General features: G+C 48.5%; 17 protein-coding genes and 1 rRNA gene. 16 read left to right on the top strand and 2 right to left on the bottom strand.

The annotated features are described in order from the left end of the window. The 12 genes from ACTQ1O_RS13885 to ACTQ1O_RS13830 all read left to right on the top strand — a co-directional run. Positions 1–86: ribosomal RNA gene (locus ACTQ1O_RS13885) — 23S ribosomal RNA — on the top strand; the annotation flags it as partial. 354 nt (positions 87–440) lie between these two features. Continuing rightward, positions 441–1,409 (top strand): D-2-hydroxyacid dehydrogenase, encoded by a 969-nt coding sequence (locus ACTQ1O_RS13880; RefSeq protein ID WP_441487771.1) that lies wholly within the window; start codon positions 441–443, stop codon positions 1,407–1,409. A gap of 106 nt (positions 1,410–1,515) precedes the next feature. Further along, complete coding sequence (locus ACTQ1O_RS13875) at positions 1,516–3,036, top strand: Y-family DNA polymerase (RefSeq protein ID WP_441487774.1); 1,521 nt, start codon at positions 1,516–1,518, stop codon at positions 3,034–3,036. A 67-nt stretch (positions 3,037–3,103) separates the two neighbouring features. Then, entirely contained in the window at positions 3,104–3,601 is a 498-nt protein-coding gene (locus tag ACTQ1O_RS13870) for a hypothetical protein (protein WP_441487770.1), read from the top strand. Positions 3,602–3,883: 282 nt separating this feature from the next. Further along, positions 3,884–4,993, top strand: a complete 1,110-nt coding sequence (locus ACTQ1O_RS13865; protein ID WP_441487769.1) for an ABC transporter ATP-binding protein — start codon at positions 3,884–3,886, stop codon at positions 4,991–4,993. A 166-nt stretch (positions 4,994–5,159) separates the two neighbouring features. Further along, positions 5,160–6,032, top strand: coding sequence for a carbohydrate ABC transporter permease (locus ACTQ1O_RS13860; protein ID WP_441487768.1), 873 nt, complete (start codon positions 5,160–5,162; stop codon positions 6,030–6,032). A gap of 47 nt (positions 6,033–6,079) precedes the next feature. Further along, positions 6,080–6,940 (top strand): carbohydrate ABC transporter permease, encoded by an 861-nt coding sequence (locus ACTQ1O_RS13855; RefSeq protein WP_441487773.1) that lies wholly within the window; start codon positions 6,080–6,082, stop codon positions 6,938–6,940. A gap of 92 nt (positions 6,941–7,032) precedes the next feature. Continuing rightward, positions 7,033–8,487, top strand: a complete 1,455-nt coding sequence (locus ACTQ1O_RS13850) for an ABC transporter substrate-binding protein (protein ID WP_441487767.1) — start codon at positions 7,033–7,035, stop codon at positions 8,485–8,487. A 586-nt stretch (positions 8,488–9,073) separates the two neighbouring features. Beyond that, the gene (locus tag ACTQ1O_RS13845) at positions 9,074–9,544 is read left to right on the top strand and encodes a MarR family winged helix-turn-helix transcriptional regulator (protein ID WP_441487766.1); all 471 of its coding nucleotides are present in this window, start codon (positions 9,074–9,076) and stop codon (positions 9,542–9,544) included. After that, on the top strand, positions 9,541–11,994 hold the full coding sequence (locus ACTQ1O_RS13840; protein ID WP_441487765.1) for an ABC transporter ATP-binding protein: 2,454 nt from the start codon (positions 9,541–9,543) through the stop codon (positions 11,992–11,994). Before ACTQ1O_RS13845 ends, ACTQ1O_RS13840 begins: the two co-directional genes overlap by 4 nt. Before the next feature lie 118 nt (positions 11,995–12,112). After that, on the top strand, positions 12,113–14,032 hold the full coding sequence (locus ACTQ1O_RS13835; protein WP_441487772.1) for an ABC transporter ATP-binding protein: 1,920 nt from the start codon (positions 12,113–12,115) through the stop codon (positions 14,030–14,032). A 343-nt stretch (positions 14,033–14,375) separates the two neighbouring features. Then, positions 14,376–14,978, top strand: a complete 603-nt coding sequence (locus tag ACTQ1O_RS13830) for a uracil-DNA glycosylase family protein (protein WP_441487764.1) — start codon at positions 14,376–14,378, stop codon at positions 14,976–14,978. Here ACTQ1O_RS13830 and ACTQ1O_RS13825 read toward each other — a convergent pair whose 3' ends face one another. Next, positions 14,979–16,223, bottom strand: coding sequence for an ABC transporter permease (locus ACTQ1O_RS13825; RefSeq protein WP_441487763.1), 1,245 nt, complete (start codon positions 16,221–16,223; stop codon positions 14,979–14,981). Between the two features lie 11 nt (positions 16,224–16,234). Further along, positions 16,235–17,125 (bottom strand): ABC transporter ATP-binding protein, encoded by an 891-nt coding sequence (locus ACTQ1O_RS13820; RefSeq protein WP_441487762.1) that lies wholly within the window; start codon positions 17,123–17,125, stop codon positions 16,235–16,237. Between the two features lie 374 nt (positions 17,126–17,499). On the opposite strand from ACTQ1O_RS13820, the gene ACTQ1O_RS13815 reads away from it, so the two are divergent. The 4 genes from ACTQ1O_RS13815 (at position 17,500) to ACTQ1O_RS13800 (ending at position 24,374) form a co-directional block, all read left to right on the top strand. Continuing rightward, on the top strand, positions 17,500–22,218 hold the full coding sequence (locus tag ACTQ1O_RS13815; RefSeq protein WP_441487761.1) for a GTP cyclohydrolase IIa: 4,719 nt from the start codon (positions 17,500–17,502) through the stop codon (positions 22,216–22,218). Positions 22,219–22,396: 178 nt separating this feature from the next. Next, positions 22,397–22,942, top strand: coding sequence for a phosphodiesterase (gene yfcE / locus ACTQ1O_RS13810; protein WP_441487760.1), 546 nt, complete (start codon positions 22,397–22,399; stop codon positions 22,940–22,942). Between the two features lie 188 nt (positions 22,943–23,130). Continuing rightward, on the top strand, positions 23,131–23,412 hold the full coding sequence (locus ACTQ1O_RS13805) for a hypothetical protein (RefSeq protein WP_441487759.1): 282 nt from the start codon (positions 23,131–23,133) through the stop codon (positions 23,410–23,412). A 146-nt stretch (positions 23,413–23,558) separates the two neighbouring features. Continuing rightward, positions 23,559–24,374, top strand: a complete 816-nt coding sequence (locus ACTQ1O_RS13800; RefSeq protein WP_441487758.1) for an inositol monophosphatase family protein — start codon at positions 23,559–23,561, stop codon at positions 24,372–24,374. Positions 24,375–24,759: the final 385 nt, after the last annotated feature.

Here is a 24,759-nt window from a genome sequence, read left to right as displayed (position 1 = left end):
TAAAGACGATAAGGTTGATAGGGCAGAGGTGGAAGTGCCGTAAGGCATGGAGCTGACTGTTACTAATCGGTCGAGGGTTTGACCTGAAGCATAAGTTGGAAGGAAAAGAGGAAATCCGGAGACGGATTCCCGGGAAGCGTTTGTGTGTTCAGTTTTGAAGGTATGTATGAAAATCTATACAGATAATCCGCCGATCATTTGTTATTGCAGATGATCGGTTTTTTTTACGCGAACAGTGAGCCGCAGCCGAATGCGAAGTATTCGTGTGCGGCGAGCGACGCGATAGCAAGATAAAACTCGCGCAGCATGTTTTATCTCGGTGGGTTTGCCAGAAAACGTCAGAGGTATTAGACTAATACCAAAAGACAAATCAGAATGAAAATAATGAAAAGATATATCAGAGTGGAAATGATGAAAACATACAGTTGGAGGTATTAATCATGGGCTGCAGGATTCTTGTATACTGGAAAATAACAGAGGAGCAAAAGCGGAAAATCCGGACAATCGCGAATAGACATGGCTGCGAGGCCATTTTTGTTACGGATCCGCGGGAGGCTGAAGAGGAGGCAAAGAGTGCGGACGTCATGTTCGGGGCGGATCCGGGACCGTTGCATGCGGCCGGGAATTTGAAGTGGTTTTGTACCTGCTGGGCAGGAGTGAATCATTATCTCCAGGAGGGCGTTCTTCCAAACAGCACCTGCTTGCTGTCCAATTCTTCGGGGGCATATGGGGTCTCCATCTCCGAACACATCATTATGACAGCGTTGATTCTGATGCGCCGGTTTGAGGCTTATGAGAATATAATGAAGAATACCGCAGTGCGAGAATGGCGCCACGACATTCCGATGTATTCTCTGTGCGGAAGCCGGATTACCACTCTCGGAACCGGTGATATCGGAAGCACTTTTGCTAAGCGTGTGAGGAGCTTTGATCCAAAATCGGTTATCGGGGTAAGTCGCAGTGGAAGACAATTAAAGGAATATGATAAGGTCCTTCGGGTGACAGAGCTGGATTCTGTGCTTCCGCAGACAGACCTTCTCGTCATGAGCCTTCCGGAGACCCCGGAAACAATTGGAATCTTGAACAGAGACAGAATCGCGCTTCTTCCGGAAGATGCTTTTGTGGTCAATGTGGGGAGAGGAAGCGCAATTGATGAGAAAGCACTCACAGACGCTTTAAACGAGGGAAAACTTGCCGGAGCAGCTCTGGATGTCATGCAGACGGAGCCTGTGCCGGCAGATAGCCCGCTTCGCACTGCGAAAAATATCCTGCTGACACCGCACTGCGCCGGTCAGATGACACTGGATTATACGCGCGAAAAGAGTGTGGAAATGTTCTGTGAAGATCTGGAGAATTATCTGAGCGGAAAAGCGCTGGTCTATGGTGTCAGCAAAGAAAGAGGATACTGATGTATTTTCCGGTAAGCGGTCAGATGTAAAGATAATGAAGAAGGATACGGTAAATATCCGGGCGTATATTCAGAATGTGCCGAAGATATCGGAGGCAGGGTGAACGATAGTGGAGCGTACTTATATTGCGATCGATTTGAAATCCTTTTACGCATCAGTAGAATGCCAGGAGCGCGGGCTGGATCCGCTCACAACGAATCTGGTGGTTGCCGATGTGTCACGCACAGAGAAGACAATCTGCCTTGCGGTCTCTCCTGCGCTGAAGGCACATGGGATTCCCGGGCGTGCCCGGCTTTTTGAAGTTGTTCAGCGGGTCGGTGAGATAAACCGTGAGCGGATCCGGAGAGCGCCGGGAAATGTTTTTTCCGGGGCATCGTCTGATGCGGAGGAGCTGAAGCAGAACCCGGCTCTGGAAATGTCTTATATCGCGGCCGTTCCCCGGATGGCATATTATATAAAGTACAGCACACGGATTTATCAGATCTATCTGAAATACATTGCGCCGGAAGATATTCACGTATATTCGATCGACGAGGTTTTTATCGATGCGACGGATTATCTTAAAACTTATGGAATGACGGCACATGAGCTCGCAATCACGATGATTCGTGATGTGCTGAAGGAGACCGGTATTACGGCGACGGCAGGCATCGGGACCAACCTTTATCTGGCGAAGATTGCGATGGATATCGTCGCGAAGCACGCGGAGGCCGACGCGGACGGCGTGCGGATCGCTGAACTGGATGAGATGAGCTACCGCAGACAGCTATGGATGCACCGGCCGCTTACCGATTTCTGGAGAGTTGGCAGGGGCTATGCGAAGAAGCTTGAAGAATACGGCATGTACACGATGGGCGATGTGGCCCGCTGCTCGGTCGGCGGAGCAAATGATCTCTGCAATGAGGAATTGCTGTATAAGCTTTTCGGTGTCAATGCAGAGCTTCTGATCGACCATGCCTGGGGATACGAGCCGTGTACCATAGATCTGATCAAAAAATACAGACCGGAAAATAATTCCGTCAGTTCCGGACAGGTGCTGATGTCACCTTACAGCTTCGAGAAGGCAGCAGTAGTGGTACAGGAAATGGCGGACGTGATGGCGCTGGATCTGGTCAGTAAACGGATGGTAAGCGACCAGGTTACGCTGACAATCGGATATGACAGGGAAAGTCTGGACGATCCGGAGATTCGGAAGAAATATCGTGGCGCGGTCACCAGTGATCACTATGGGAGAAGAATTCCGAAGCATGCACATGGTTCTGCGAAACTTTCCGGCGCAACTTCCTCGGGACAGGAAATTACGCGCGCAGTGATGGAAATTTACCGTCGGACGGTTGATCCATCTCTTCTGATCCGTCGGATCACAATTTCTCTGGAACATGTAATTCCGGAGGATGAGGTGCCGGATACAAGCTACGAACAGATGGACCTTTTTACGGATTACCATGCGCTTGAAGCGAAGAAAGAAGAAGATAAAAGAGAGCATGAAAAAGAGCGACGCATACAGGAGGCCATGCTCTCGATCCGTGAGCGATTCGGAAGTGACGCGGTTATCCGCGGGCTGAATCTCCGGGAGGGCGCGACCGGACTGGATCGGGCAAAGCAGATCGGAGGGCACAAGGCTTAATCATCAGGAATCGGGAGCATAGTCATGAATCATGGGGAAAACGGAGTAAATTCGGAGGGCACAAGGCATGAACAATGAGAAAGAGGAGCCTGAAGTGCAGAATAGAATGAAATCGGGATCTGCAGGTGGAAAAGAGAGAAGTTCGTTCCCTTATGAGGACATCGTTAATCTGTCGCATCCGGTTTCACCCTATCACGTGCCGATGCCGCTCCTCCAGCGCGCGGCGCAGTTTGCTCCATTCGCAGCCCTCACCGGATACGACGAGGCGATCGAGGAGACAGGCAGGAAGACGGATGACAGAGTTACACTCTCCGAGAGCGAAATCGCGATACTGAATCGAAAACTGCAGATGCTGGAGCAGATCCTGGACCGCAGGCCGGAGGTTACGATTACTTATTTTGTTCCGGATTTGCGGAAAAAAGGAGGATCGTATCACACCGTAAGCGGATCTCTGGAAAAAATTGATGCGCAGCATCAGCGGATTGTGATGCGCTCCGGGGAAGTGATTTCTATGGGCCAGCTGATCGGCATAGAGGGAGATATTCCCTGGAATGGTTTTGCATGATTCAGTATAGAAGGAGATAAAACATTTACATAATATTAATCTAAAAATGACCCGGAGTATCGGGACGGCGGGTCATACAACAAGCCAAAAGGCAAAGGCAAACCCTGTGGATTCTGTAATGTGAGGAATCCACAGGGTTTTTCTATGTTTACACATACAGGCGACGGGGCTGATTTTTTTACTTTATCTTTACCTGCACAGGATAACGGAATTAACGAGGCACGAATAAAATGGAAAAGAACAAAAAAATTAAAATTATTCAGGAAAGCAAGAGAATTAAAAATGGCAGGAATTACATTATCTCACATTTCGAAAACCTACCGCAACGGGTTCCAGGCGGTCAAGGATTTTAATCTGGAGATCGGAGACCACGAATTCATTGTATTTGTCGGCCCTTCCGGCTGTGGAAAATCCACGATGCTTCGCATGATCGCCGGACTGGAGGATATCTCCGAGGGAGAGCTCTGGATTGGAAACCGGCTTATGAACAGTGTGGATCCCGGAAAGAGAAATTTGGCGATGGTTTTTCAGAACTATGCGCTCTATCCGAACATGACGGTATATCAGAATCTGGCATTCGGGCTCAAGGCTCATAAGGTGGATAAGACAGAGATTGAGCGCAGAATTCAGAAGGCATCCGCGATGCTTGAGATCAGGAGCCTTCTGGACCGAAAACCTGCGCAGCTGTCCGGAGGACAGATGCAGCGTGTGGCAATCGGAAGTGCAATTGTCCGGGATGCAGATGCTTATCTGTTTGATGAGCCCCTGTCCAACCTGGACGCAAAGCTCCGGACGCAGATGCGTGTCGATTTGAAAAAAATATACGATAAGCTCGGTTCTACCGTTATCTATGTCACCCATGATCAGGTAGAGGCAATGACCCTCGCGACGAAAATTGTTGTCATGAGGGATGGAATGGTGCAGCAGGCAGGAACACCGAAACAGATATATGAGAAGCCGGTGAACCGGTTCGTCGCAGGTTTTCTGGGACTGCCGCAGATGAACTTCCTGAATGCCGCCGTGGAAATGGAAGCGGGACTGGCATTTCTGAATACCGGAGACTTCAGGATTCCTCTTCCGCTGAGATTTCATCGCAGCCTGATGGAAGGATTGACAGAAGGTACTAAGGTGGAGATCGGAATCCGGCCGGAAGATCTGATGACGGAGGGAGAACCCTCTTATGCAATTCCGTTCGATATCGAGAGGATAGAAAACCTCGGCTCGCATTTTTATCTGCACGGGCGTGCGGGCAGTCAGAGTACGACCGTAAAGCTTGAGACCTACGATTCAAGGCGCAAAGGAAAACAGATAAAGCTGTACATTGATCCGGAGAAGATGCACCTGTTCGACAAGGGAACGGGAGAGTCGATCGAAGAATTTCTGCTGGGATAAGCGGAAGGAGATAAGCAGTGACGATGAAGAAAAAACAGCATACGTGCTGTATACAGGATACACAGAAAATACAGGATATACAGAAAATACAGGATACACAAAAGATACAGGTTACGCAGAAGATACGGGCTACGGAGAAGATACAGGGAAACGGAGGTGCTGAACAATGACAGGAACCGGACAGGTAAAGAAAAAGGCGGGACCGTACTGTTATCTGATTCCCTCCGCGATCATATTTGGAATATTCCTTTTCTATCCCTTTGTAAAGACGATTTACCTGAGCCTTTATAAGACCAACAAGCTGGGACAGGCAAAGCTCTTCGTCGGATTTGGCAATTACAAGGATCTGCTTACCAGTGCCAGCTTCGCGAATTCACTGGCAGTAACCGCAATCTTTGTTGTGATCGTTGTGATCGGAGGAATGCTGCTGGGACTGATCGGCGCGGTGCTTTGCAACAAGACATTTCCGGGCATACGGTTTTTCTCAACAGCATATGCGCTTCCGATGTCCATAGCATCGAGCTCGGCTGCGCTGATCTTCCGGATCATGCTTGACCCGACCATCGGAATTGTCAATAAGCTCGCGCACACGAACATCAACTGGCTGAATGATCCGAAATACGCTCTCGTGTGTGTGGCAGTGCTGACAGCCTGGCTGAACAGCGGAATCAATTTCCTGTATTTCAGCGCGGGACTTGCCAATATCGATGAGGAAATTTATGAGCGGGCATCGATCGACGGCGCGGGTCCGGTGCGGCAGTTTTTCCAGCTGACACTTCCCGGACTTCGGCCGATCATGTTCTACACAATCGTCGTGAATATCATCCAGGCCTTCCAGTCCTTTGGTCAGGTAAAGATCCTGACGCAGGGCGGACCAGGAGAATCAACCAACCTGATTGTCTATTCGATCTACCGGGACGCTTTCTTCAATTTCCGATTCGGCAGCGCGGCGGCGGAATCAGTTGTACTCTTTCTGATCATCATGGTACTTACCCTGCTGATGTTCCGCGCAGAGAAAAAAGGAGGTAAAACACATTGAACAATACAGATGGATGCATTTCGCTTTCGCCGCAGGAAATTGAGGCGATGCGGGAGGAAAGCATCAGATTAAACGAAAAAGCAATCCGGGTTAAGAAGGGGAGGAAGGCAGCACGGCTGATCATCAATATCGTCGTGGCATTCATCATTCTGCTTCCGCTGCTCTATGCGGTAAGTATCGCGTTTATGCCTTCGTCGGATCTTTACACCATGAATCTGAATCTGATTCCAAAACATCCGACGCTTGAGAATTTCCATCAGGCACTCAGCAAAATCCCTCTGATCCGGTTCATCATAAATTCGTTCCTTGTAGCCGGCCTGATCACGTTCGGACAGATCACTTCCTGTTCCCTTGCTGCGTTTTCCTTCTCCTTCCTGGAGTTTAAGGGGAAGAAAATCCTGTTCATGCTCGTTATGGCAACGATGATGGTGCCGGGAGAAGCGACAATCATTTCCAACTATCTGACCGTTGGACAATGGGGATGGCTGAATACGTACCGGGTTTTGATCATACCTTATCTGACAAGTGCGATGGGCATCTTCCTCTTCCGGCAGTTTTATCAGTCTTTTCCGATTTCAGTGTATGAGGCGGCAAAAATTGACGGCTGTTCCAACCTGCGCTTCATTTTCCGGATTCTGCTTCCCCTGACAAAGGCGGCAATCGGAGCAATGGCGGTATATACTTTCATCAACGCATGGAATATGTATATGTGGCCGCTGCTTGTAACCGGAGATGAGACCATGAGAACGGTTCAGATCGGACTGAGCATGCTGAACAGCGTGGATTCCCAGTCGATCACGATGATGATCGCCGGCGTAGTCATGATTATTCTGCCGTCGATTTCAATCTTCATTATCGGACAGAAACAGCTGATCCGCGGTATGTTCTCCGGAGCAGTAAAAGGCTGACCGCTGATTCTTCATCTGCTTTTTCAAGGGTCATAACCGCCGGAAACGGCGGATGACATATATCACTCATTTTTTTACATTAGGAGGAAAATATGAAAAAAAGGTTACTGACACTAACTGCCGCTACACTCGCGGCAACTATGGTATTCGGCGCATGCGGATCCAGTACCGAAAGCTCTTCTTCTGAGTCTTCCGCCGCATCGCAGGAGAGCACAGAGCAGGCAGCAAGTACAGATACCGCGGAACAGACCACGGCGACTGCTGCAGATTCTGCGTCATCTGCGGCATCAGACGGAAGCACAGCAAGCTCTTCCGGCAAGACGACCATCACCTTCTGGCATTCCATGGGCGGTGTAAACGGAGATGCGCTTACACATCTGGTAGATCAGTACAATAAAGAAAATAAAGATAATATCTATGTAGACGCAGAGTATCAGGGTGAATACGATGATACCATCAATAAGCTGAAGAGCGCGCAGATCGGAAACATGGGTGCGGACCTTGTTCAGGTATATGAGATCGGAACCCGTTTCATGATTGATTCCGGATGGGTTGTTCCGATGCAGGATCTGATTGATGAGGACGGATGGGATGAGTCTCAGCTGGAGCCGAATATTGCGGCTTACTATACGGTAGACAACAAGCTTTATTCCATGCCATTTAACTCCTCTACCCCGATCATGTACTACAATAAGGATATGTTCGAGAAGGCAGGCATCACAGACATCCCGGATTCTCTTCCGAAGATCGACGCGATCGCAAACGATCTGGTACAGAAGGGCGGAGCCGGTGAGGCAATGTCCATGGGAATCTATGGATGGTTCTTCGAGCAGTTCCTCTGCAAGCAGGGCGCAAACTATGTAGACAACGATAACGGACGTACCAAAGCTGCTACAAAGGTTGAATTTGACAGCAACGGCGCCGGTGAGAAGATTCTCTCCCAGTGGAAGAAGATGTATGATGACGGCACCGCTCCGAACGTAGGCCGCGGCGGAGATTCCGGTCTTGCTGATTTCACAGCCGGAAAGAGTGCGATCACTCTCGGATCTACCGCTTCTCTTGCGCAGATTCTGCAGGATGTAAACGGCAAGTTTGAAGTAGGAACCGCTTACTTCCCGAAAGTAAGCGACGATGATCAGGGTGGCGTTTCCATCGGAGGAGCTTCTCTGTGGGCACTTGATAACGGTGACAAGGCGAAGCAGCAGGCAGTATGGAAATTCGTGAAATTCCTTGTTTCACCGGAAAGCCAGGCATACTGGGCAGCACAGACCGGTTACTTCCCGGTTACAACAGCTGCGCATGACGAGCAGGCATTCAAGGATAATATCGCAAAATATCCGCAGTTCCAGACAGCTATCGATCAGCTGCATGATTCCAAGCCTGAGTACGCAGGTGCTCTGATGAGCGTCTTCCCGGAGGCAAGACAGGATGTAGAATCCGGGATTGAGAACATGCTGAATACGAATCAGGATCCGGCAGAAGCCACAAAGAGCATCGCGGACAGCATTAACAAGGCTATCGGGGATTACAACGTTGTAAACAGCTGATATCTTCTGGCGTGAGCAGGGCGCCTTCCGGTCCCAGGGGGCGGGATGCGTCCTGAGGCAGTAGATGCCGTCCGAATGGCGGCTCCGGAAATGATACGCATCAGAAAGAAGAAATAGAACTCCATGACAGGCAGGCCTGAAGGCACCGGTCATGGAGTTTTTTTACGCGAACAGTGAGCCGCAGCCGAATGCGAAGTATTCGTGTGCGGCGAGCGTCGCGATAGCGAGATAAAACTCGCGCAGCGTGTTTTATCTCGCTCATGAAGTGGTTGACGGTCATGAGATAGAAGAGTAAAATGTGCTTTGCTACATAGTTAACAGTGTTAATAATTGCCATAGATAAATATTATCATTGCCAATAATTGCACCGGCCAACTATTTATCTGTTTCATGCATGCACTTGCTTTCAGATGAGCATTGTTTCATATAGAGAACCGCGGATAATGGCGCTTTCACAGTTTATGGCTGTTTCTGAGTTGGAACAGTTCATGCAGAGCGCTTACAGATCATAACCGGATATTAAGCATTGTATGTAAGCAGCAGGGATTGAAGGCTGTACAGCCGTATTCGAGGAAAGGAGTAAAGGATGGATCAGCTGGAGGAGGAATTGATTAACGCCATGCATCAGTTTCATAAGATGCGCCCCGTTTTCTGTTTTTCAGGAATCAGCAGGGGCAAAACCATTGTCGTGGGAACAGCGTGGCAGATTTATAACAGCAGAGAGGATCACAAGGTGCGTGTGAGTGATATTGTTTCACGAATAGGAATGCCGGCGCCCGGGGTATCGCGCATCCTGAAGGGCCTTGAAGAAGAAGGAATCCTAAGACGCAGCCTGGATCCGAATGACCGGCGTACAACACTGGTTTCCTTCACCGACAGGGGGCTGAGCGAGATACAGAAAAATATCCGTTCAATTGAGAAAGCTCTTCATGAAATTATTGAGGGTATGGGAGAAGAAAAAGTCCGGACGCTCTGCTGTCTGCTGAATGAGCTGTACGCACAGACGGAATCGGTTTTTTCAAAATCTGACTGGAAAACGGAAAGGGAGAATTCATGAGACATATTTTCGGAAATTTGAAGAAGTACTGGAAATCGGTGCTGATTCTTGCTGTGCTGCTGATTGTTCAGGGCTTTTGCGAGATGTCTATGCCGCAGTACACGCAGAATATTATCGATGTCGGAATCCAGAATAAGGGTATTGAGCACATTCTTCCCGCCAGAATCACGGCGGACGAATACGACGAGGCACAGATCTTCATGGACGGGGATCAGCGGAAGGAGTGGCAGGCATCGTATGTTGAGGACGGAGAGAACTATACGATCAGAGATCTCGGAAAAGAGGAGTGGAAGAAGCTTGATAAGGACCTTCTGACTCCCGTGGTCATGGCTTATCAGCTTGGGCATATGAGTGAGGAAGCTTTCCGTGATATGGTTAAAAAACAGGCTGAATCGGCACCCGTGACTGCAGGGCAGACGGATGCGATGACCGGCGCGAATGTACAGGCGAACAGTACGGATGCGATGGCCGGCGCGAATGGCCAGGCGACCGGCTCGGATGCGATGACCGGCGCGAATGGCCAGGCAGATGCTGCGGATGCGATGGCTGCCGCGGAGAGTCAGATCGATTCTATGTCTGCGGAAGAGCTTGCCAAGGCATTTCATCTGGATGTACATATCTTCGAGGCGAAGGATGAGAATGGCAGGAAAGCCACATATGTTGATGTGAGACCAGCAATCCGTCAGATGATAGAAAGCGGACAGATGACAGACGATCAGATTTCCGGAATGAGAGAGGAGATCAGCAGTGCCATCAGCAAAACAGGTGAACAGACAATGAAAGCCATGGCAATCCGTTATGCGGCAGATGCGGATCAGGAAGCCGGTGTGGATGTGAACAGCCAGCAGAAGCACTATCTCTGGATCAGCGGAGGGAAAATGATGCTGATCGCGCTTCTGATGGGACTTACCGCGATCGCAGTCTCCTTTTTCGCTTCAAGGGTCGGCGCAGGGGTTGGCCGGGATCTGCGGTATAAGGTGTTCCACAATGTCATCGGATATTCCAGCGCAGAGATGGAAAAATTCCAGACATCATCTCTTATCACCAGGGCGACAAATGATGTGCAGCAGGTGCAGATGGTGACAACCATGCTGCTTCGCATGGTTCTGTACGCACCTGTTCTTGCCGTATGGGGTGTCGTAAAGGTTTACCAGTCTCATGCGAAGATGAGCTGGGTGATTGCGCTTGGAATTGCGGTCATCGTGGGAATCATCCTTGTTCTGGTCGTGCTTGCCATGCCGAAATTCAAAATTATGCAGAAACTGGTTGACCGTCTGAATCTGGTGTCCAGGGAGATCCTGACGGGGCTCATGGTTGTACGGGCATTCGGTAGAGAAAAAACAGAGGAGGAACGGTTTGACGAGGCCAATATCGATCTGATGCGTACGCAGCTGTTCACAAACCGTGTGATGACCTTTATGATGCCGTCGATGATGTTTGTGATGAGCGGACTCAGCGTTCTGATCACCTGGGTCGCTGCGCATCGTGTGGATGCAGGCACGCTTCAGGTCGGAGCCATGACATCCTTCATTACGTATGCGATGATAATCATATCCTCATTTATGATACTGACTGCGATGTCCATCATTCTTCCGAGAGCAGGCGTAGCGGCGGACCGGATTCATGAAGTAATTGCCACAAAACCTTCTATTGTGAACCCGGAACATGAGGAGAAGCCGGAGAGCAAAAAGGGCGTGATCCGCTTTGATCATGTAAGCTTCCGCTATCCCGGCTCGGAGTTGGATGCCCTGACAGATATTTCCTTCACAGCGGAGCCGGGAAAAACTACGGCAATCATCGGAAGTACCGGTTCGGGAAAGAGTACGCTCGTGAATCTGATTCCGCGGTTCTATGATGTAACAGGCGGATCTGTCACGATAGACGGGGTTGATATCCGTTCCATGAATCTTCATGAACTGCGGGAAGAGATCGGATTTGTGCCGCAGAAGGGAACCCTGTTCTCCGGGACGATTGCCTCCAACATCCGTTTTGGACGCCCGGATGCATCGGACGAAGAGGTCAGACGCGCAGCGAAGATCGCTCAGGCTGACGACTTCATCGAGGAAAAAGAAGATGCCTATAACAGCTTCATATCACAGGGCGGAAGCAATGTATCGGGAGGGCAGAAGCAGCGGCTCTCGATTGCGCGGGCGATCGCGAAGAAGCCTCTGGCGCTCGTTTTTGATGACAGCTTTTCAGCTCTTGATATGAAAACAGATGCGAAGCTCAGAGAGGAGCTGTCACGGGAAGAAAAGGATGCGACAAAAATCATTGTCGCACAGAGAGTCAGCACGATTCTGAATGCAGATCAGATCCTTGTTCTGGATGAGGGAAAAGTGGCAGGGCTCGGTACACATGATGAGCTGCTGGACAATTGCGAGGTTTACAGACAGATCGCTGCTTCACAGCTTTCACAGAAGGAACTGGAGGGAACGCGCCATGCAAAATGACAAAAATCAGAATCTGCGGGGATTCGGGAAAAATCAGAGACAGCAGGAAGAGATGAACGCAGATGCGGAGAAGCGGGCGCGGGATAAGCAGCTGGAAGAGTATCGCAAAAAACAGAAAATGGCAAGACCGATGGGACACGGTCCCGGACGTAACCAGGTTGCAGAAAAACCGAAGAATTTTAAGGCATCATTTGGAAAACTGATGCATTACATCGGCCGCTATCGGATAGCGGTTATCCTTGTCATGATTGTTGCGGTACTTTCGACGATCTTCAATGTTCTTGGGCCGAAGATCATGGGAAATGCGACGACCGAGCTGGCGGAAGGACTGATGCGTAAAATCCAGGGAACCGGTGGAATCGATTTTGAAAAGATCGGCAAAATCCTGATTTTTACACTCGCCCTGTATCTCGCATCTGCCGGCTTCAGCTTTATTCAGGGATGGATCATGACGTCGGTCAGCCAGAAGGTTGCCTATCGCATGCGCCGTGAAATCTCTGAAAAGATTGACCGTATGCCGATGAAATATTTCGAAAGCCGGCCATACGGAGATGTACTTTCCAGAATTACAAATGACGTAGATACGCTCGGAACCGGTCTGAACCAAAGCATTACGATGATCATATCGTCTGTTGCTACGATCGTCGGTGTTGTGGTGATGATGCTGACGATTTCCCCGCTGATGACATTGATCGCGGTCGTCGTTATTCCGGTGTCCGGAGCCTTGGTTGCCTTCATTGTAAAAAAATCACAGAAATATTTTATCCGGCAGCAGGATTCTCTCGGAATCATCAACGGACAGATTGAAGAGGATTTCTCCGGTCAGCTGGTGATCAAGGCGTTCAACAGGGAGAAGATCGTTATGGGCGACTTCAACCGGACAAACAGCGATCTGTATGATTCAGCGTGGAAGTCACAGTTTATATCCGGAGCGATGATGCCGGTTATGAATTTTATCAGCTATCTCGGGTATGCCGGTGTCGCGATTTCCGGAGGACTCCTCGCGATTCGCGGTGTGATCGGGGTCGGAGATATTCAGGCATTTATTCAATACGTGAGCAATATAAAGCAGCCGCTGGCACAGATGGCTCAGGTTATGAACCAGGTGCAGTCCATGACAGCGGCGGCGGAACGTGTCTTCGAATTTCTGGAGGAAGAAGAGGAAGATCCTGCATGGATGACACAGGCAGAAGAAGGGCAGAGTAAAGCTTTCGGAATAAGCGAGTCGGCCGGGAGCGGAGAAGCTTGCTGGACAGAAGAGTCGGGTGAAAAGAGCGGATCTATCGCTGCATCCGGGACGGGAAAAATTCGTGGAGAGGTTGATTTCGAGCATGTTCGTTTCGGCTATGATCCGGATCAGATTGTCATCAAAGATTTTTCCTGCCATGTGGATCCGGGACAGAAGATCGCCATTGTCGGGCCGACAGGAGCAGGAAAAACAACCATCGTAAAGCTTCTGATGCGTTTCTACGATGTGAACAGCGGAACAATCCGGCTGGACGGACAGGATATCCGAAGCATAGACAGACATCAGCTTCGAGAGAATTTCTCTATGGTGCTGCAGGATACCTGGCTGTTTTCCGGCACTATCCGGGAAAATATCCGCTACGGCCGGCAGGACGCAACGGATGAAGAGGTCGAGGAAGCGGCAAAAGCCGCTCATGTGGATCACTTTATCCGGACACTGCCCGGCGGATACGACATGGTTCTGAATGAAGACGCGACAAATGTGTCACAGGGCCAGAAACAGCTTCTGACAATTGCGCGGGCGATGCTTTCAGACCGCAGCGTCCTGATCCTGGATGAAGCAACATCGTCCGTAGATACAAGAACCGAGCAGCTCATTCAGAACGCTATGGATCAGCTCATGAAAGGGAGAACAAGCTTCGTCATCGCACACAGACTGTCCACAATCCGAAACGCCGACCGGATCCTGGTACTCAACCACGGAGACATCGTAGAACAAGGGACACATCAGGAACTCCTCGCGCGCAACGGATTCTACGCCGATCTCTACAACTCACAATTTTCTGTATAAGTCCAGTCGCAATGTTCTTGGCCCACGGGGAGCTTGCTCACCAGTGGGCGAGAACATTAGCGACGACAACAGGAATGAGCATGGAGCGGTGCGAAGCACCGCGAGAATGCGAATGCATGTGGCAACTGCGAGAGTTGCGAAGCAACGGAGCAGTTGGCTTTATACAGAAAATGGCTCGATGCTCATTCCTGTTAGCGGCACGAAAGCTGCGAAGCAGCGAAGTGACGCGGGGACTTATACAGAAAATGGCTCGATGCTCGTATCCAATGTTACGGAACTTTTTCACAGGATGATCCAAAATAGGTAAAAACTATAGAAAGCATTAAAAAGAGAATCCCTGCCGATGGCAGAAATTCCCAGAAAGTGTGAGATAATGACAATAGAGGAGATCAGAGAGAGACTGGAAACGGATGAGAGAAATCGTTCGTACACCGACCGGGGTATTCATCCTATCTTCCAGGTGAGCAGCAATGCCAGGATTCTGATTATCGGTCAGGCTCCGGGGCGGAAGGTGGAGGAATCCGGCATACCGTTCAATGACAAATCCGGAGAAACATTGATCCGGTGGATGGGAATTGACCGGGAGACGTTTTATTCTTCGAAGATCGCAATCATGCCGATGGATTTCTATTATCCCGGGAAGGGCAGGTCCGGAGACCTGCCGCCCAGAAAATTTATCGCGGAGGAGTACCATTCAGATATTTTACGTCTGATGCCGGAAGTAGGACTCACGATTCTGATCGGCAGGTATTCCATTGATTACTATCTGAAAGATCGCAAGAAGAAAAATCTGACCGAGACTGTTGCTGCCTATCGGGAATATCTGCCGGAGTATTTCCCAATTGTACATCCGAGTCCGCTGAACTTCAGATGGCAGCGGAAAAATCCATGGTTCGAGGAGCAGGTCGTTCCGGTGCTTCAGGAGAATGTGCGGCGCCTTTTGTAATCATCGTCCTTTCCAGATCATGCGAAGTACCTCTGCCGGTTTCGGCGTGGTTCCATACAGGAGAACACCAACACGGTATATCCTGGCGGCGAGCACGCCGGTTCCGCATACAGAAACCGCGAGAATTGCAATGGAGATGGTGATCTGCCAGGAAGGCACCGTACTCATGGCGATTCTGGTGAACATGGCCATGGGAGATGTAAACGGGATAAAGGAACACACCATCATCGGGAGATTGTCCACTTCTCCGCTTCCAAGTGCGGTCATCACAACGATAAAAGCAATGATGAAGAGGAAGGTGATCGGCATGATGGCGGTATTGATGTCCTCGAGCTTCGAAACCGTCGATCCGACTGCCCCGTACAGAAAGGCATAGATCAGGAAGCCGAGGATAAAAAATATAAGCATAAACAGCAGCAGATGGAGCGGAATGTCAAAGATCGAGGTCACAATTTGATTATCCGCCCAGTCATCCCTGGTGAGGTTGAAGAGCAGGAAAGCAGTTCCGAAGACGCAAAGAAGCTGGACAAGACCCGCCAGGCAGGCCGCCAGTACCTTGCCGAACATCATTTTTACCGGGTCGGCACTGGTGACCAGAAGCTCCATGGCGCGGGAGCTCTTTTCTGTCGCAACACTTGTGCTGACCATCTGTCCGTACAGAAGGATCACCATATACAGGGCAAAAATCATAATATAGGTGTAGAAGAAATTCTGAGACTGATCCTTTCCGGTGGCCTCCACCGTGTGTGACACCTCTGTTGCAAGAATGCTTCCGGCCCGTTCCGGAGAAAGACCGGCTTCGGTCATTGCCTTTATTTCAGAGATTCCGCGGAGAATCTGGTCGGCGATTTCCGGGTTGGCATCATACATGGAGAGATTTTTGACAAAATATGTGTAGTTCTGTGCATCCTGAAGCAGAAAGCCGCAGTCTGCGGTCCCATCGTTGATTTTGCTCCGAATATCAGCGGCGTCCGGATCCGTGATGGTTATCTGATAGTCGGGGAATGCCTTCTCGAAAGCTGTCTGCGCCATCTGTGTGAGTGTGGGATCTTCGGAGGAGAGGAGGAGAATTTTCTGTTCTCTGTCATCAGAACTGCCTTTAACCAGTCCGGAAATCTTCGGAAAAAACATGATGACGGAAAGCAGAATCATCAGAACGATTGTGGTGCCGACGAAAACCTTGTTTTTGAAATAATTTCCAAGCTCAAACCGGAAAATTGTCTTGAACTGATTCTTAGAATTCATGGACTCTCCCTTCAGATCTGATCTCTGGTGGTCTGTACAAAAATATCATTGAGTGAGGGTTCGAATATCCGGACTTCATTCACGTCCCATTTCGTGGTCAGAAGCTGCATCTCCCGGCGGCAGTCCTCCGTATCGTTCAGCTTGATCCGGATGGCACCATCCTCAGTGAGAAAAGCCCGGTCTCCGTAATATTTGAGAATCTGTTCCTGCATAGAGGAACGGACAAGAAGGTCATTGCCTGCCATTTGGTGCCGGATTTTCCGAAGATTTCCGGAGAGTACAATGTGACCTCCATTCAGAATTGCAATCTCGCTGCAAAACTCTTCGATGTAATTCATCTGATGACTCGAAAAAAGAATGATTTTTCCCCGCTTCATCTCGTCTCTTACGACTTCCTTCAGAAGCTCCGCATTTACCGGATCAAGACCGGAAAAAGGCTCGTCCAGAATCAGAATATGCGGATCATGCGCGAGAGCAGTGACGAGCTGGATCTTCTGCTGATTTCCCTTTGAGAGGGCATCCAGCCGTTTGTTGCTGTATTCAGACATGCCGAGGCGTTTCAGCCAGCTGTCAATCGCTGCGCGGGCATCTGTTCGCTTCATTCCCTTGAGTTCCGCGAAGTACAGCAGCTGATCGGCGATGATTTTCTTCGGGTAGAGGCCCCGCTCCTCCGGCAGATAGCCGATTTTCACCGATTTGTGGTCGATTGGCTTTCCGTCAAGCAGGATCTCACCCCTGTCTGCCGGAAATACATTCATCAGAATACGTATGGTGGTTGTCTTTCCGGCACCATTTCTTCCCAACAGCCCTAGAGCAGTACCGCTTTCCGCTGTCAGGCTGATTCCCTTAAGCACCTGATGCTCGCCAAAACTCTTATACAGATCTCTTAGTTCCAGTTTCATACGGTTCCTTCCTTTTTCTCATTTTTTATGATTGATGAAGTAATATTTGTGGGTTCGGGCTCTGGTATTCCAGAAATGTAATTTCCTAATTGAGGAGGCTTTTTCTGAAGAAGTTACTCTTATAGAGTCTTTTTCATCTTTAAATAAAAATAAGCAACTGGAATGTTTCTTGTATATTCTCAGTATAAGGTGTATATATTTCTTATGGCAAGTTTATTATGAAACACACGCTATATTGCTGCAATAATGTTATGCTTCATTACAAAAAGAAGCGGACTATGTTTCCATATTCCTCCAAATTGTGGTCCTGGAGAGGGCATGTTGGGAACGAGGGAACTACCAGGGCGAAAGGATTACAGGAGGAAAAGACCAGCATGGATATAATAAGAGCTGATGTGCCGGAGCATGTTGACCAATTATGGAATCGATACCACGAGGATTTTGATCTGATTGATAGCGGGGTTTGTTTTGTCCTTGCGGATGGAACGGAGCGGATTGTTTTTGCTAACAGGAAGATTGCATCTCTCTATGAATGCGAGAATTCAGAGACATTTCTGAAATATTGCTCTTACAGATATGTGAATATGATGGAAGACGAGGATTACAAGCCTCTTGCTGAGCTGGTCAACGGACATCCGGAGCATATCCCTCTTACTTTTCATTATCGTACGAAAAATGGTCATTTTCGGAAAGCTGATGGAACAGGCACGTTGAAGGACACTCCTTTTGGGAAGGCCTATGTTCTTCTTCTCTTTTCCGCCGAGCAGCTTGCAAGTGATATGCGAGTACAGGATAATATGGGAGTGCTTGGTATGCATGACTTCTTCCGGGCGGCGTTTGAAGAGGCGGAAAAGCGGAAGGGTTTCTCCGCAGTGCGTAAATTTTGTCCGACGAGTTTTGATTTGACAAGCTTTAAAGAGTATAACCGTTTGTATGGCATGAAGCGTGGAGATCTGTGTCTGAAGAAAATTGTTGAAACCATCACAGAATGCTTCCCTGGGGCGCTTGTGGGACATATGACGGCCGATCATTTTGTCGCACTTCTGCCATCTGAAGATCTGGAGACTAAGCTGGAAGATGTGTGCAATGAGGTAAACGGTTTCATCAATGACGATGGTGTCCGGTTGAAGGTGGGAGTCTATAAGCCGTCGGAAAAGGATTCGCTGGACATCCTGAGAAATGCCTTTGATTCGGCAAAAATTGCCTGTGACTGCATCAAAGAGGATGGGAACCAGAGTGTCGCTGTATATAATGCCGCGATGGGAGAAACCATCGCCAATAAGACTTATGTTTTGCGCCACTTCAGCGAGGCATTGGAGAAGCATTATATCAAGGTGTATTACCAGCCGGTGATTCGTACGCTGACCGGGAAGCTGAGCGGTTTTGAAGCGCTGGCACGTTGGGAAGACCCGGAGCATGGGATGATTTTTCCAAATGTGTTCATTCCGGTGTTGGAGAAAGCTCAGCTTATCAACCGACTTGACCGATATATTTTGGAACAGGTCTGCAAGATGTTTCGTGACCGGGTGGACAATGGCTTGCCTCTGGTTCCTGTCTCCATCAATCTTTCCGCATATGATTTTGAAGTCGCGAATCCGATCGATACTATTGAAAAAATGGTTCAGTATTACCGGATTCCCAGAACCGTGCTTCACATTGAGATTACTGAAGGGGTCATGCTTCGAAACCATAACAGTATGTCAAAGACCATCCGCCAATTCCAGCAGGGCGGCTATCAGGTGTGGATGGATGATTTCGGAAGTGAGTACTCCTCATTGAATTCTCTTCACAACTATTATTTTGATGTCATAAAAATCGACATGGGTTTTTTCAGTCACTTCGATGACAGAAGCAGGCAGATCATCACTTCGGTTGTAGCAATGGCGAGGATGCTGGGGATACGGACACTGGCGGAAGGCGTGGAGACGGAGGAACAGGTCTCCTTCCTGAAAAGGATCGGCTGCGGTCGGATTCAGGGATATTATTATGGAAAACCGATGCGGTATGATGACACCTTTACCTTCATACACAGCAAGAGCTATCAGTTCGAATCGCCGGAAGAAGATCATTTGATGAATACGGCGGAGAGTGTCAACATAATTTCCGATTTCCCAACCGCGTTGTTCGATTTCGATGGGACGAACATATCGCTATTAATTGCAAATGATGCTTATAAGAGGGAACTGAGAAGTACCGGAACGCAGGGCGTGTCGGAAGCAAATACGAACCTTTTGGATGAAGGATACCCGTTTCGCGGAAGATTTCAGCAGTTAATGGGGAAGGCATTCCATTCAAAGGCACAGGAAACTCTGAGCTATGCCGACAATGGACAGTACATGCGGCTCAGCGTCCGATGGATTGCCGGAGATGAAGATTACTGGGTAGGCGAGGCGCATATCTACAATATCAGTAATAATGAAGCAATTCAGCAGGCAAAAACGATGGACAGCATGCTGCGCGATATCTTCCAATTTTACAATGGATTTTACCTGATAGATCGTGGAAAAAATGAAGTTTTGAATCTGCGGTCCAATCATCCGGAAGTGAATGGAGGAGAGGCGCCAGATACCATCCGTGATTTTATCCGTATTTTCTCTGAAAACCTGGTTTACCCGGATGACAGGCAGCGTTTCCTCGCGTTTATCCGTCCTGAGAATGTGGAGGCAAAGGCCAATAGTGGGGGCGGAGCTTCTGCAGCGGAGCTTATTCGGATCAAAGGCGTGGATGGAACGTATCGATGGGAGGTATTCGAGGCACTGCTGATCTATAAAAGCACGACGAAGAATATCCTGCTCTGTGAACGGCAGGATATCTGGGAGAGAAAAAGCGACAGGAACACACTTCTTCCTGAGTTCTGCCGGTCTTTTGGATTATCAGAAAATGGAACGGTCAGAGCGGAGACACTGACGGAAAGCAGTCTCTTTCGCACACTGCGTGAAAATTCGCCGTTTTTGTTTTACTGGGAAGACAAAAAGGGACGGATTCTTGGAGCAAGCAGGACCCTTAAAGAAACAGAGGGGATTCAGGACGAGACAGAGTTCCATGGAAAAACGGAACAGGAGATTGGCTGCCACTTCGATGCAGAGGACCTGGATTTAAAACGGGAAACTGTGCAGGATGGCGCAGGACAGACTCGTAAAGTGAAAGAGCTTGCGCTGACTGGAGGTAAAATTCAGGAAGTAAGTGTTACCCGTGTTCCCTGGTATCAGGAGAAGAAAAATGCGGGAACGCTGGTCATGGTAAATGGAAACGACCGGAAGATCGGAGATGAGGAATCCCAGCTGGGGTTGGTCGATCATGAGACAGGTTTTTTGAGCTTCCGTGGAGCGATTGAGGCTGGTCTTCTTTTTGCGGATCATTATCGTCTGCATAAACTGGATTACGTTGGTCTTATCATCGATGTACCAGCCTTTGCGGAGGTGATGCAGAGCAGTGTTGAGTATGCGAAAGTGATTCTGGATCACATCTCGGCTGCACTGCGGAAATCATTCACGCCCGGGTGGACAGTTTCGAGGATCGGGCTGTGCTGTTTTCTCTGCTTCTGCAGAAGGGAGAGCGTAAAAAAACTTGAGGAAAAGCTGGCAACTGTCTCTGATGTTCTCCCTGAACTATGGAAACGTTTCAGCATCCAGACAAATCCTGTTTTAACGCATGCGCTTGCTTATGGTTCTGAGGTTTTAAGTCTTGACGAAATGCTGCAGCTTCTGATTCGGAGAATGAGCAGCGCGGAAAAAGAGGCATTTGGGGAAAAACCTTATACAGAGGACCGGATTTATGTCAGACGCGTGTTGCTGGATCATCTTCCTGAACCGGTTATCATAAGTGATCCGAAAACCTATGAGCTTGTCTATCTGAATGAGGCTGCGCGGAATGATTTGAAAATTAATTCTGACAGCAGCCTTAAGGGCTGTCTTTGTTATCAGGTGCTCGAGGGTTTTGATGCGCCATGCAGGGATTGTCCGAATCTGATGCTTCGAATGGACCGGGCGTTTGTCGCGTCCCGTACGAGCCGTATAGCCGGGGATAATCTGATTGTTCATTCGTTTCTGACCACATGGGAGAGACGTTCGCTTAAGGTTACAATTGCTTTTAAACCGGATAAATACATTGATGCGCTGGCGGGAGACCGCGAACAGTTTTATCAGGAGATGAGCGCAAATGATGCGATATCCCGGGGAATGGAAGAATCGGATCCTGAAAAAGCAGTTAATAAGACCATGACAAGAATTGCGGAAGACATGCATCCGGAGCGGTTCCTCATATTTGAGGAGCGGGATGACGAAACGGTCAGCGCGACCTATGAATGGACTGCACCAGGGGTGGTTCCGCTGAAGGAGGAATTGCAGAGTATTCCGAAAACTGAACTACGGGAGCTGTATACACGGTTCATATCAGAGGGAATCGTCATGGTGAAGGATATGGAAGTATTCCAGAAGGAACATCCGGATTTTTCCCTGAGGATCCATGGTGTACGCAGCTTTATCTCGGGTCAGATGATCCTGCAGAACCAGATGGAGGGATTTACACTGGTTATTAACCCGTCAGAAGAAAGCTTCCGGAGAGGAACCGTTACGTATTCTACACTGACCGATTTCATTGCGGTGATGGTTCGCAACAGAAATATTCTGCGTGCGCTGGAGAAGGAGAGCACGATTGACCCTATGACCGGTGCAGGAAACCGCAGAGCACTGGAACGGCGGATTCAAACATGGCAGGGGGATGGTGTGCTTGGTGTGATCTCGATCGATTTGAATGGATTGAAGAATACGAACGATACCAAGGGACATCATGCTGGCGACATCCTGATCGAGAATGCGGCAAGGATCCTCATGGAATGCGCGGGGGCGGATGACGTTTTTCGGACAGGCGGGGATGAGTTTATCGCTGTGACAGAGAATCTTGAGGAGCGGGACATCCGCCTGCTGATTCGACATATTCGAGAAAGTGCGAACATTAATGGTATCAGTATTGCGATTGGATATGCATTTACACGCGGCAAGGTAACTAATTTTGACGCTCTTTTGACGAATGCAGATCTTAACATGTATCGGGATAAGGGGCATAGCTCCCGCAGAAGAAGGGACGATTGCTAGACAAAATCGGACTGCTGCGGAATGAAAGATATTGATGAAATTCAGTAAAGGAATATTTTTGCATGACAAAACGACATATATTTCTTGCTGCAGGTAAGTTTGTGTGTTATAAGGTGTATATGCATTTTCTGGCGAGAGGCAGTACGCCGGACAAAATAAACGTTAAGGATGAAAAACGATGAGAATAATGATAGCTTCTGATATTCATGGATCTGCATATTACTGCGGAAAAATGCTGGAGGCGTTTGAGCGTGAAGAAGCGGAGCGGCTGATGCTGCTCGGAGATATTTTGTATCATGGTCCGCGAAATGATCTTCCGAGAGAATATGCGCCCAAGAAAGTCCTGAAGCTTTTGAACGAGAGAAAAGATGATATCTTCTGCGTGCGTGGAAACTGTGATACAGAAGTGGATCAGATGGTATTAGAGTTTCCTATCATGGCAGATTACTGCATCCTGACGGCGGGGAGAAGACTTGTTTATGCTACGCATGGTCATCGTTTCAACAGGAGCCAGCTCCCTCCGATCCGTCAGAATGATATCCTGCTCCATGGCCATACCCATATCCCCGCATGGGAGCAATTCGGGAGCAATAACCTTTATCTGAATCCTGGCTCTGTGTCCATCCCAAAAGAGGATTCTCCTCACAGTTATATGATCCTGGAAGATCATACATTTATATGGAAGGATCTGGATGGAAACGAATATCACAGGACAAGAATCTGAGGGATATTGGTTAATGTATGATGAAATCCCAGCTGCAGAAATAATTGAGGGCAGACTAATAGCTGCTGAATAGTGGACAGAATAGTAGCTGCTGAATGTTGGATAGAATAATAGATGCTGAATGGTGGACAAATAGTAGCTGCTCTATGGTGGACAGATCAATAGCAGCTGAATGGAGGTCAGATCAGATGGACATACCTGAGACCCTGGAATTACTGCGAAAAAAGGCACTGGAAGATGATGGACTGCGTAATAGACTTCTGGCTACAAGAAATACCGAAACCCCTCTTGCTGATTTCTGCAGAATCAGCACAGAACAGGGATTGCCAATGTATGAGATGGATCTCCTGGAGTATGGGGAAAGCTCATATGCCGCTATGCGCAGAAGTACAAACGGGGGAGGGGAGAATTCCCCGCTTCTACAGTACGAGGACGACTATTACGAGCTGTTTCTGAGCGAACTGGAATAAATATGAACAATATCGAAAGGCAAACAATATATAAATAGGAATAATATTTAAATACGAAAAATGTCTAAGGGCGAACAGTATCTAAATAGGAATAATATTCATACACGAACAATATCTAAATACAAACAATATCTGAGGTGAATGAAATGAGCATAGCAGACAAACAGAATATCCTGACTGATATCAGAGAGGCTGCTCTGGAAGCAGGGGCAATTATGAGATCTGCACATGAGGGCCAGGATGAGATTTCTCCGGACAAAATAAAATCCGGTCACGCAAATTTTGTCACCATATATGACAAAAGAGTACAGGAGTTTCTGACCGGGCGGCTCGGTGACATATTGCCGGAGGCACATTTTGTAGGAGAAGAGAACGGAAAGGATGCTTTTGATGAAAGCTTCCGGCGGGGATTTACCTTTGTAGTAGACCCTATAGACGGCACTTCAAACTTCATGAACAATTATGGCCCGAGTGTCACATCGATCGGACTTTTCAAGGATGGAATACCATTCATCGGGGTTGTATACAATCCCTGGCAGGAGGTAATGTTTTCAGCCGCGGAAGGCGTAGGCGCTTTTGAAAATGGAAAAACTATTCACAGCTCAAACGAGCCGCTGTCGATGAGCCTGGTTTCCTTCGGGACCGCTCCATACTATCCGAATCTGCGGGATCAGGTCTGGAAGGTCGGATCCTTCTATCTCGACAGATGTGTAGATCTCCGGAGAAGCGGAAGCGCGGCCTGGGATCTGTGCATGGTAGCTTCCGGAAGAACCGGTCTTTTCGTGGAACCACTCCTGCAGCTGTGGGATTATGCAGCCGGAGCAGTGATTCTGACGGAAGCAGGAGGCCGAATTACAGACCTTGCGGGAAAAGAGCTGGATTTCTGCGGGGCATCATCCATAGCAGCAGCATCTGCGGGAGTCAGCAGGGCAGAATATCTTCCGTTGGGGATAGCGGATTGATCCTGGATTTCTCGAAATACAAAGTTGAAAAAAGTTGCACAAGAAAAGTTAAAAAACTCTGAACAAGAAAAATTGAAAAAACTCTTGACGCAAGGCAAACATCGTGATAAAGTAACATATGTTGTCGCGGAAAACAAGAAATCCAAGACAACATAGTAGTAATACAGAATGAACATTGACAACTGAACAGTAAAACACATCCTCGAAAATTCAAATGAAGTTTTATAAATTTTTGTTTGAACGATCGATGAGTATTCATGGATGTAACGTTCAAATGAACGATACATGAAGTGATTACGATCCTTTAAAACAGTAAAAAGGGATGAATTAGCCAAGTGTTAATTCTGAACGAATCAATCTTTTTTATGAGAGTTTGATCCTGGCT

Origin of the sequence: Bilifractor sp. LCP21S3_A7 (assembly GCF_052118825.1) — a bacterium.
Classification (GTDB): Bacteria; Bacillota; Clostridia; order Lachnospirales; family Lachnospiraceae; genus Bilifractor.
The sequence above is the reverse complement of the archived record's forward strand: the minus strand, read 5'-3'. Positions and strand labels throughout refer to the sequence as shown.

Coding starts and splice junctions, on each gene's coding strand:
- ACTQ1O_RS13860 (WP_441487768.1), top strand. CDS start 5,160: ATGACAGGAACCGGACAGGTAAAGAAAAAGGCGGGACCGTACTGTTAT.
- ACTQ1O_RS13800 (WP_441487758.1), top strand. CDS start 23,559: ATGAGCATAGCAGACAAACAGAATATCCTGACTGATATCAGAGAGGCT.
- ACTQ1O_RS13815 (WP_441487761.1), top strand. CDS start 17,500: ATGGATATAATAAGAGCTGATGTGCCGGAGCATGTTGACCAATTATGG.
- ACTQ1O_RS13870 (WP_441487770.1), top strand. CDS start 3,104: ATGAACAATGAGAAAGAGGAGCCTGAAGTGCAGAATAGAATGAAATCG.
- ACTQ1O_RS13865 (WP_441487769.1), top strand. CDS start 3,884: ATGGCAGGAATTACATTATCTCACATTTCGAAAACCTACCGCAACGGG.
- ACTQ1O_RS13840 (WP_441487765.1), top strand. CDS start 9,541: ATGAGACATATTTTCGGAAATTTGAAGAAGTACTGGAAATCGGTGCTG.
- ACTQ1O_RS13850 (WP_441487767.1), top strand. CDS start 7,033: ATGAAAAAAAGGTTACTGACACTAACTGCCGCTACACTCGCGGCAACT.
- ACTQ1O_RS13855 (WP_441487773.1), top strand. CDS start 6,080: ATGCGGGAGGAAAGCATCAGATTAAACGAAAAAGCAATCCGGGTTAAG.
- ACTQ1O_RS13825 (WP_441487763.1), bottom strand. CDS start 16,223: ATGAATTCTAAGAATCAGTTCAAGACAATTTTCCGGTTTGAGCTTGGA.
- ACTQ1O_RS13845 (WP_441487766.1), top strand. CDS start 9,074: ATGGATCAGCTGGAGGAGGAATTGATTAACGCCATGCATCAGTTTCAT.
- yfcE (WP_441487760.1), top strand. CDS start 22,397: ATGAGAATAATGATAGCTTCTGATATTCATGGATCTGCATATTACTGC.
- ACTQ1O_RS13820 (WP_441487762.1), bottom strand. CDS start 17,125: ATGAAACTGGAACTAAGAGATCTGTATAAGAGTTTTGGCGAGCATCAG.
- ACTQ1O_RS13880 (WP_441487771.1), top strand. CDS start 441: ATGGGCTGCAGGATTCTTGTATACTGGAAAATAACAGAGGAGCAAAAG.
- ACTQ1O_RS13830 (WP_441487764.1), top strand. CDS start 14,376: ATGGCAGAAATTCCCAGAAAGTGTGAGATAATGACAATAGAGGAGATC.
- ACTQ1O_RS13835 (WP_441487772.1), top strand. CDS start 12,113: ATGGCAAGACCGATGGGACACGGTCCCGGACGTAACCAGGTTGCAGAA.
- ACTQ1O_RS13805 (WP_441487759.1), top strand. CDS start 23,131: ATGGACATACCTGAGACCCTGGAATTACTGCGAAAAAAGGCACTGGAA.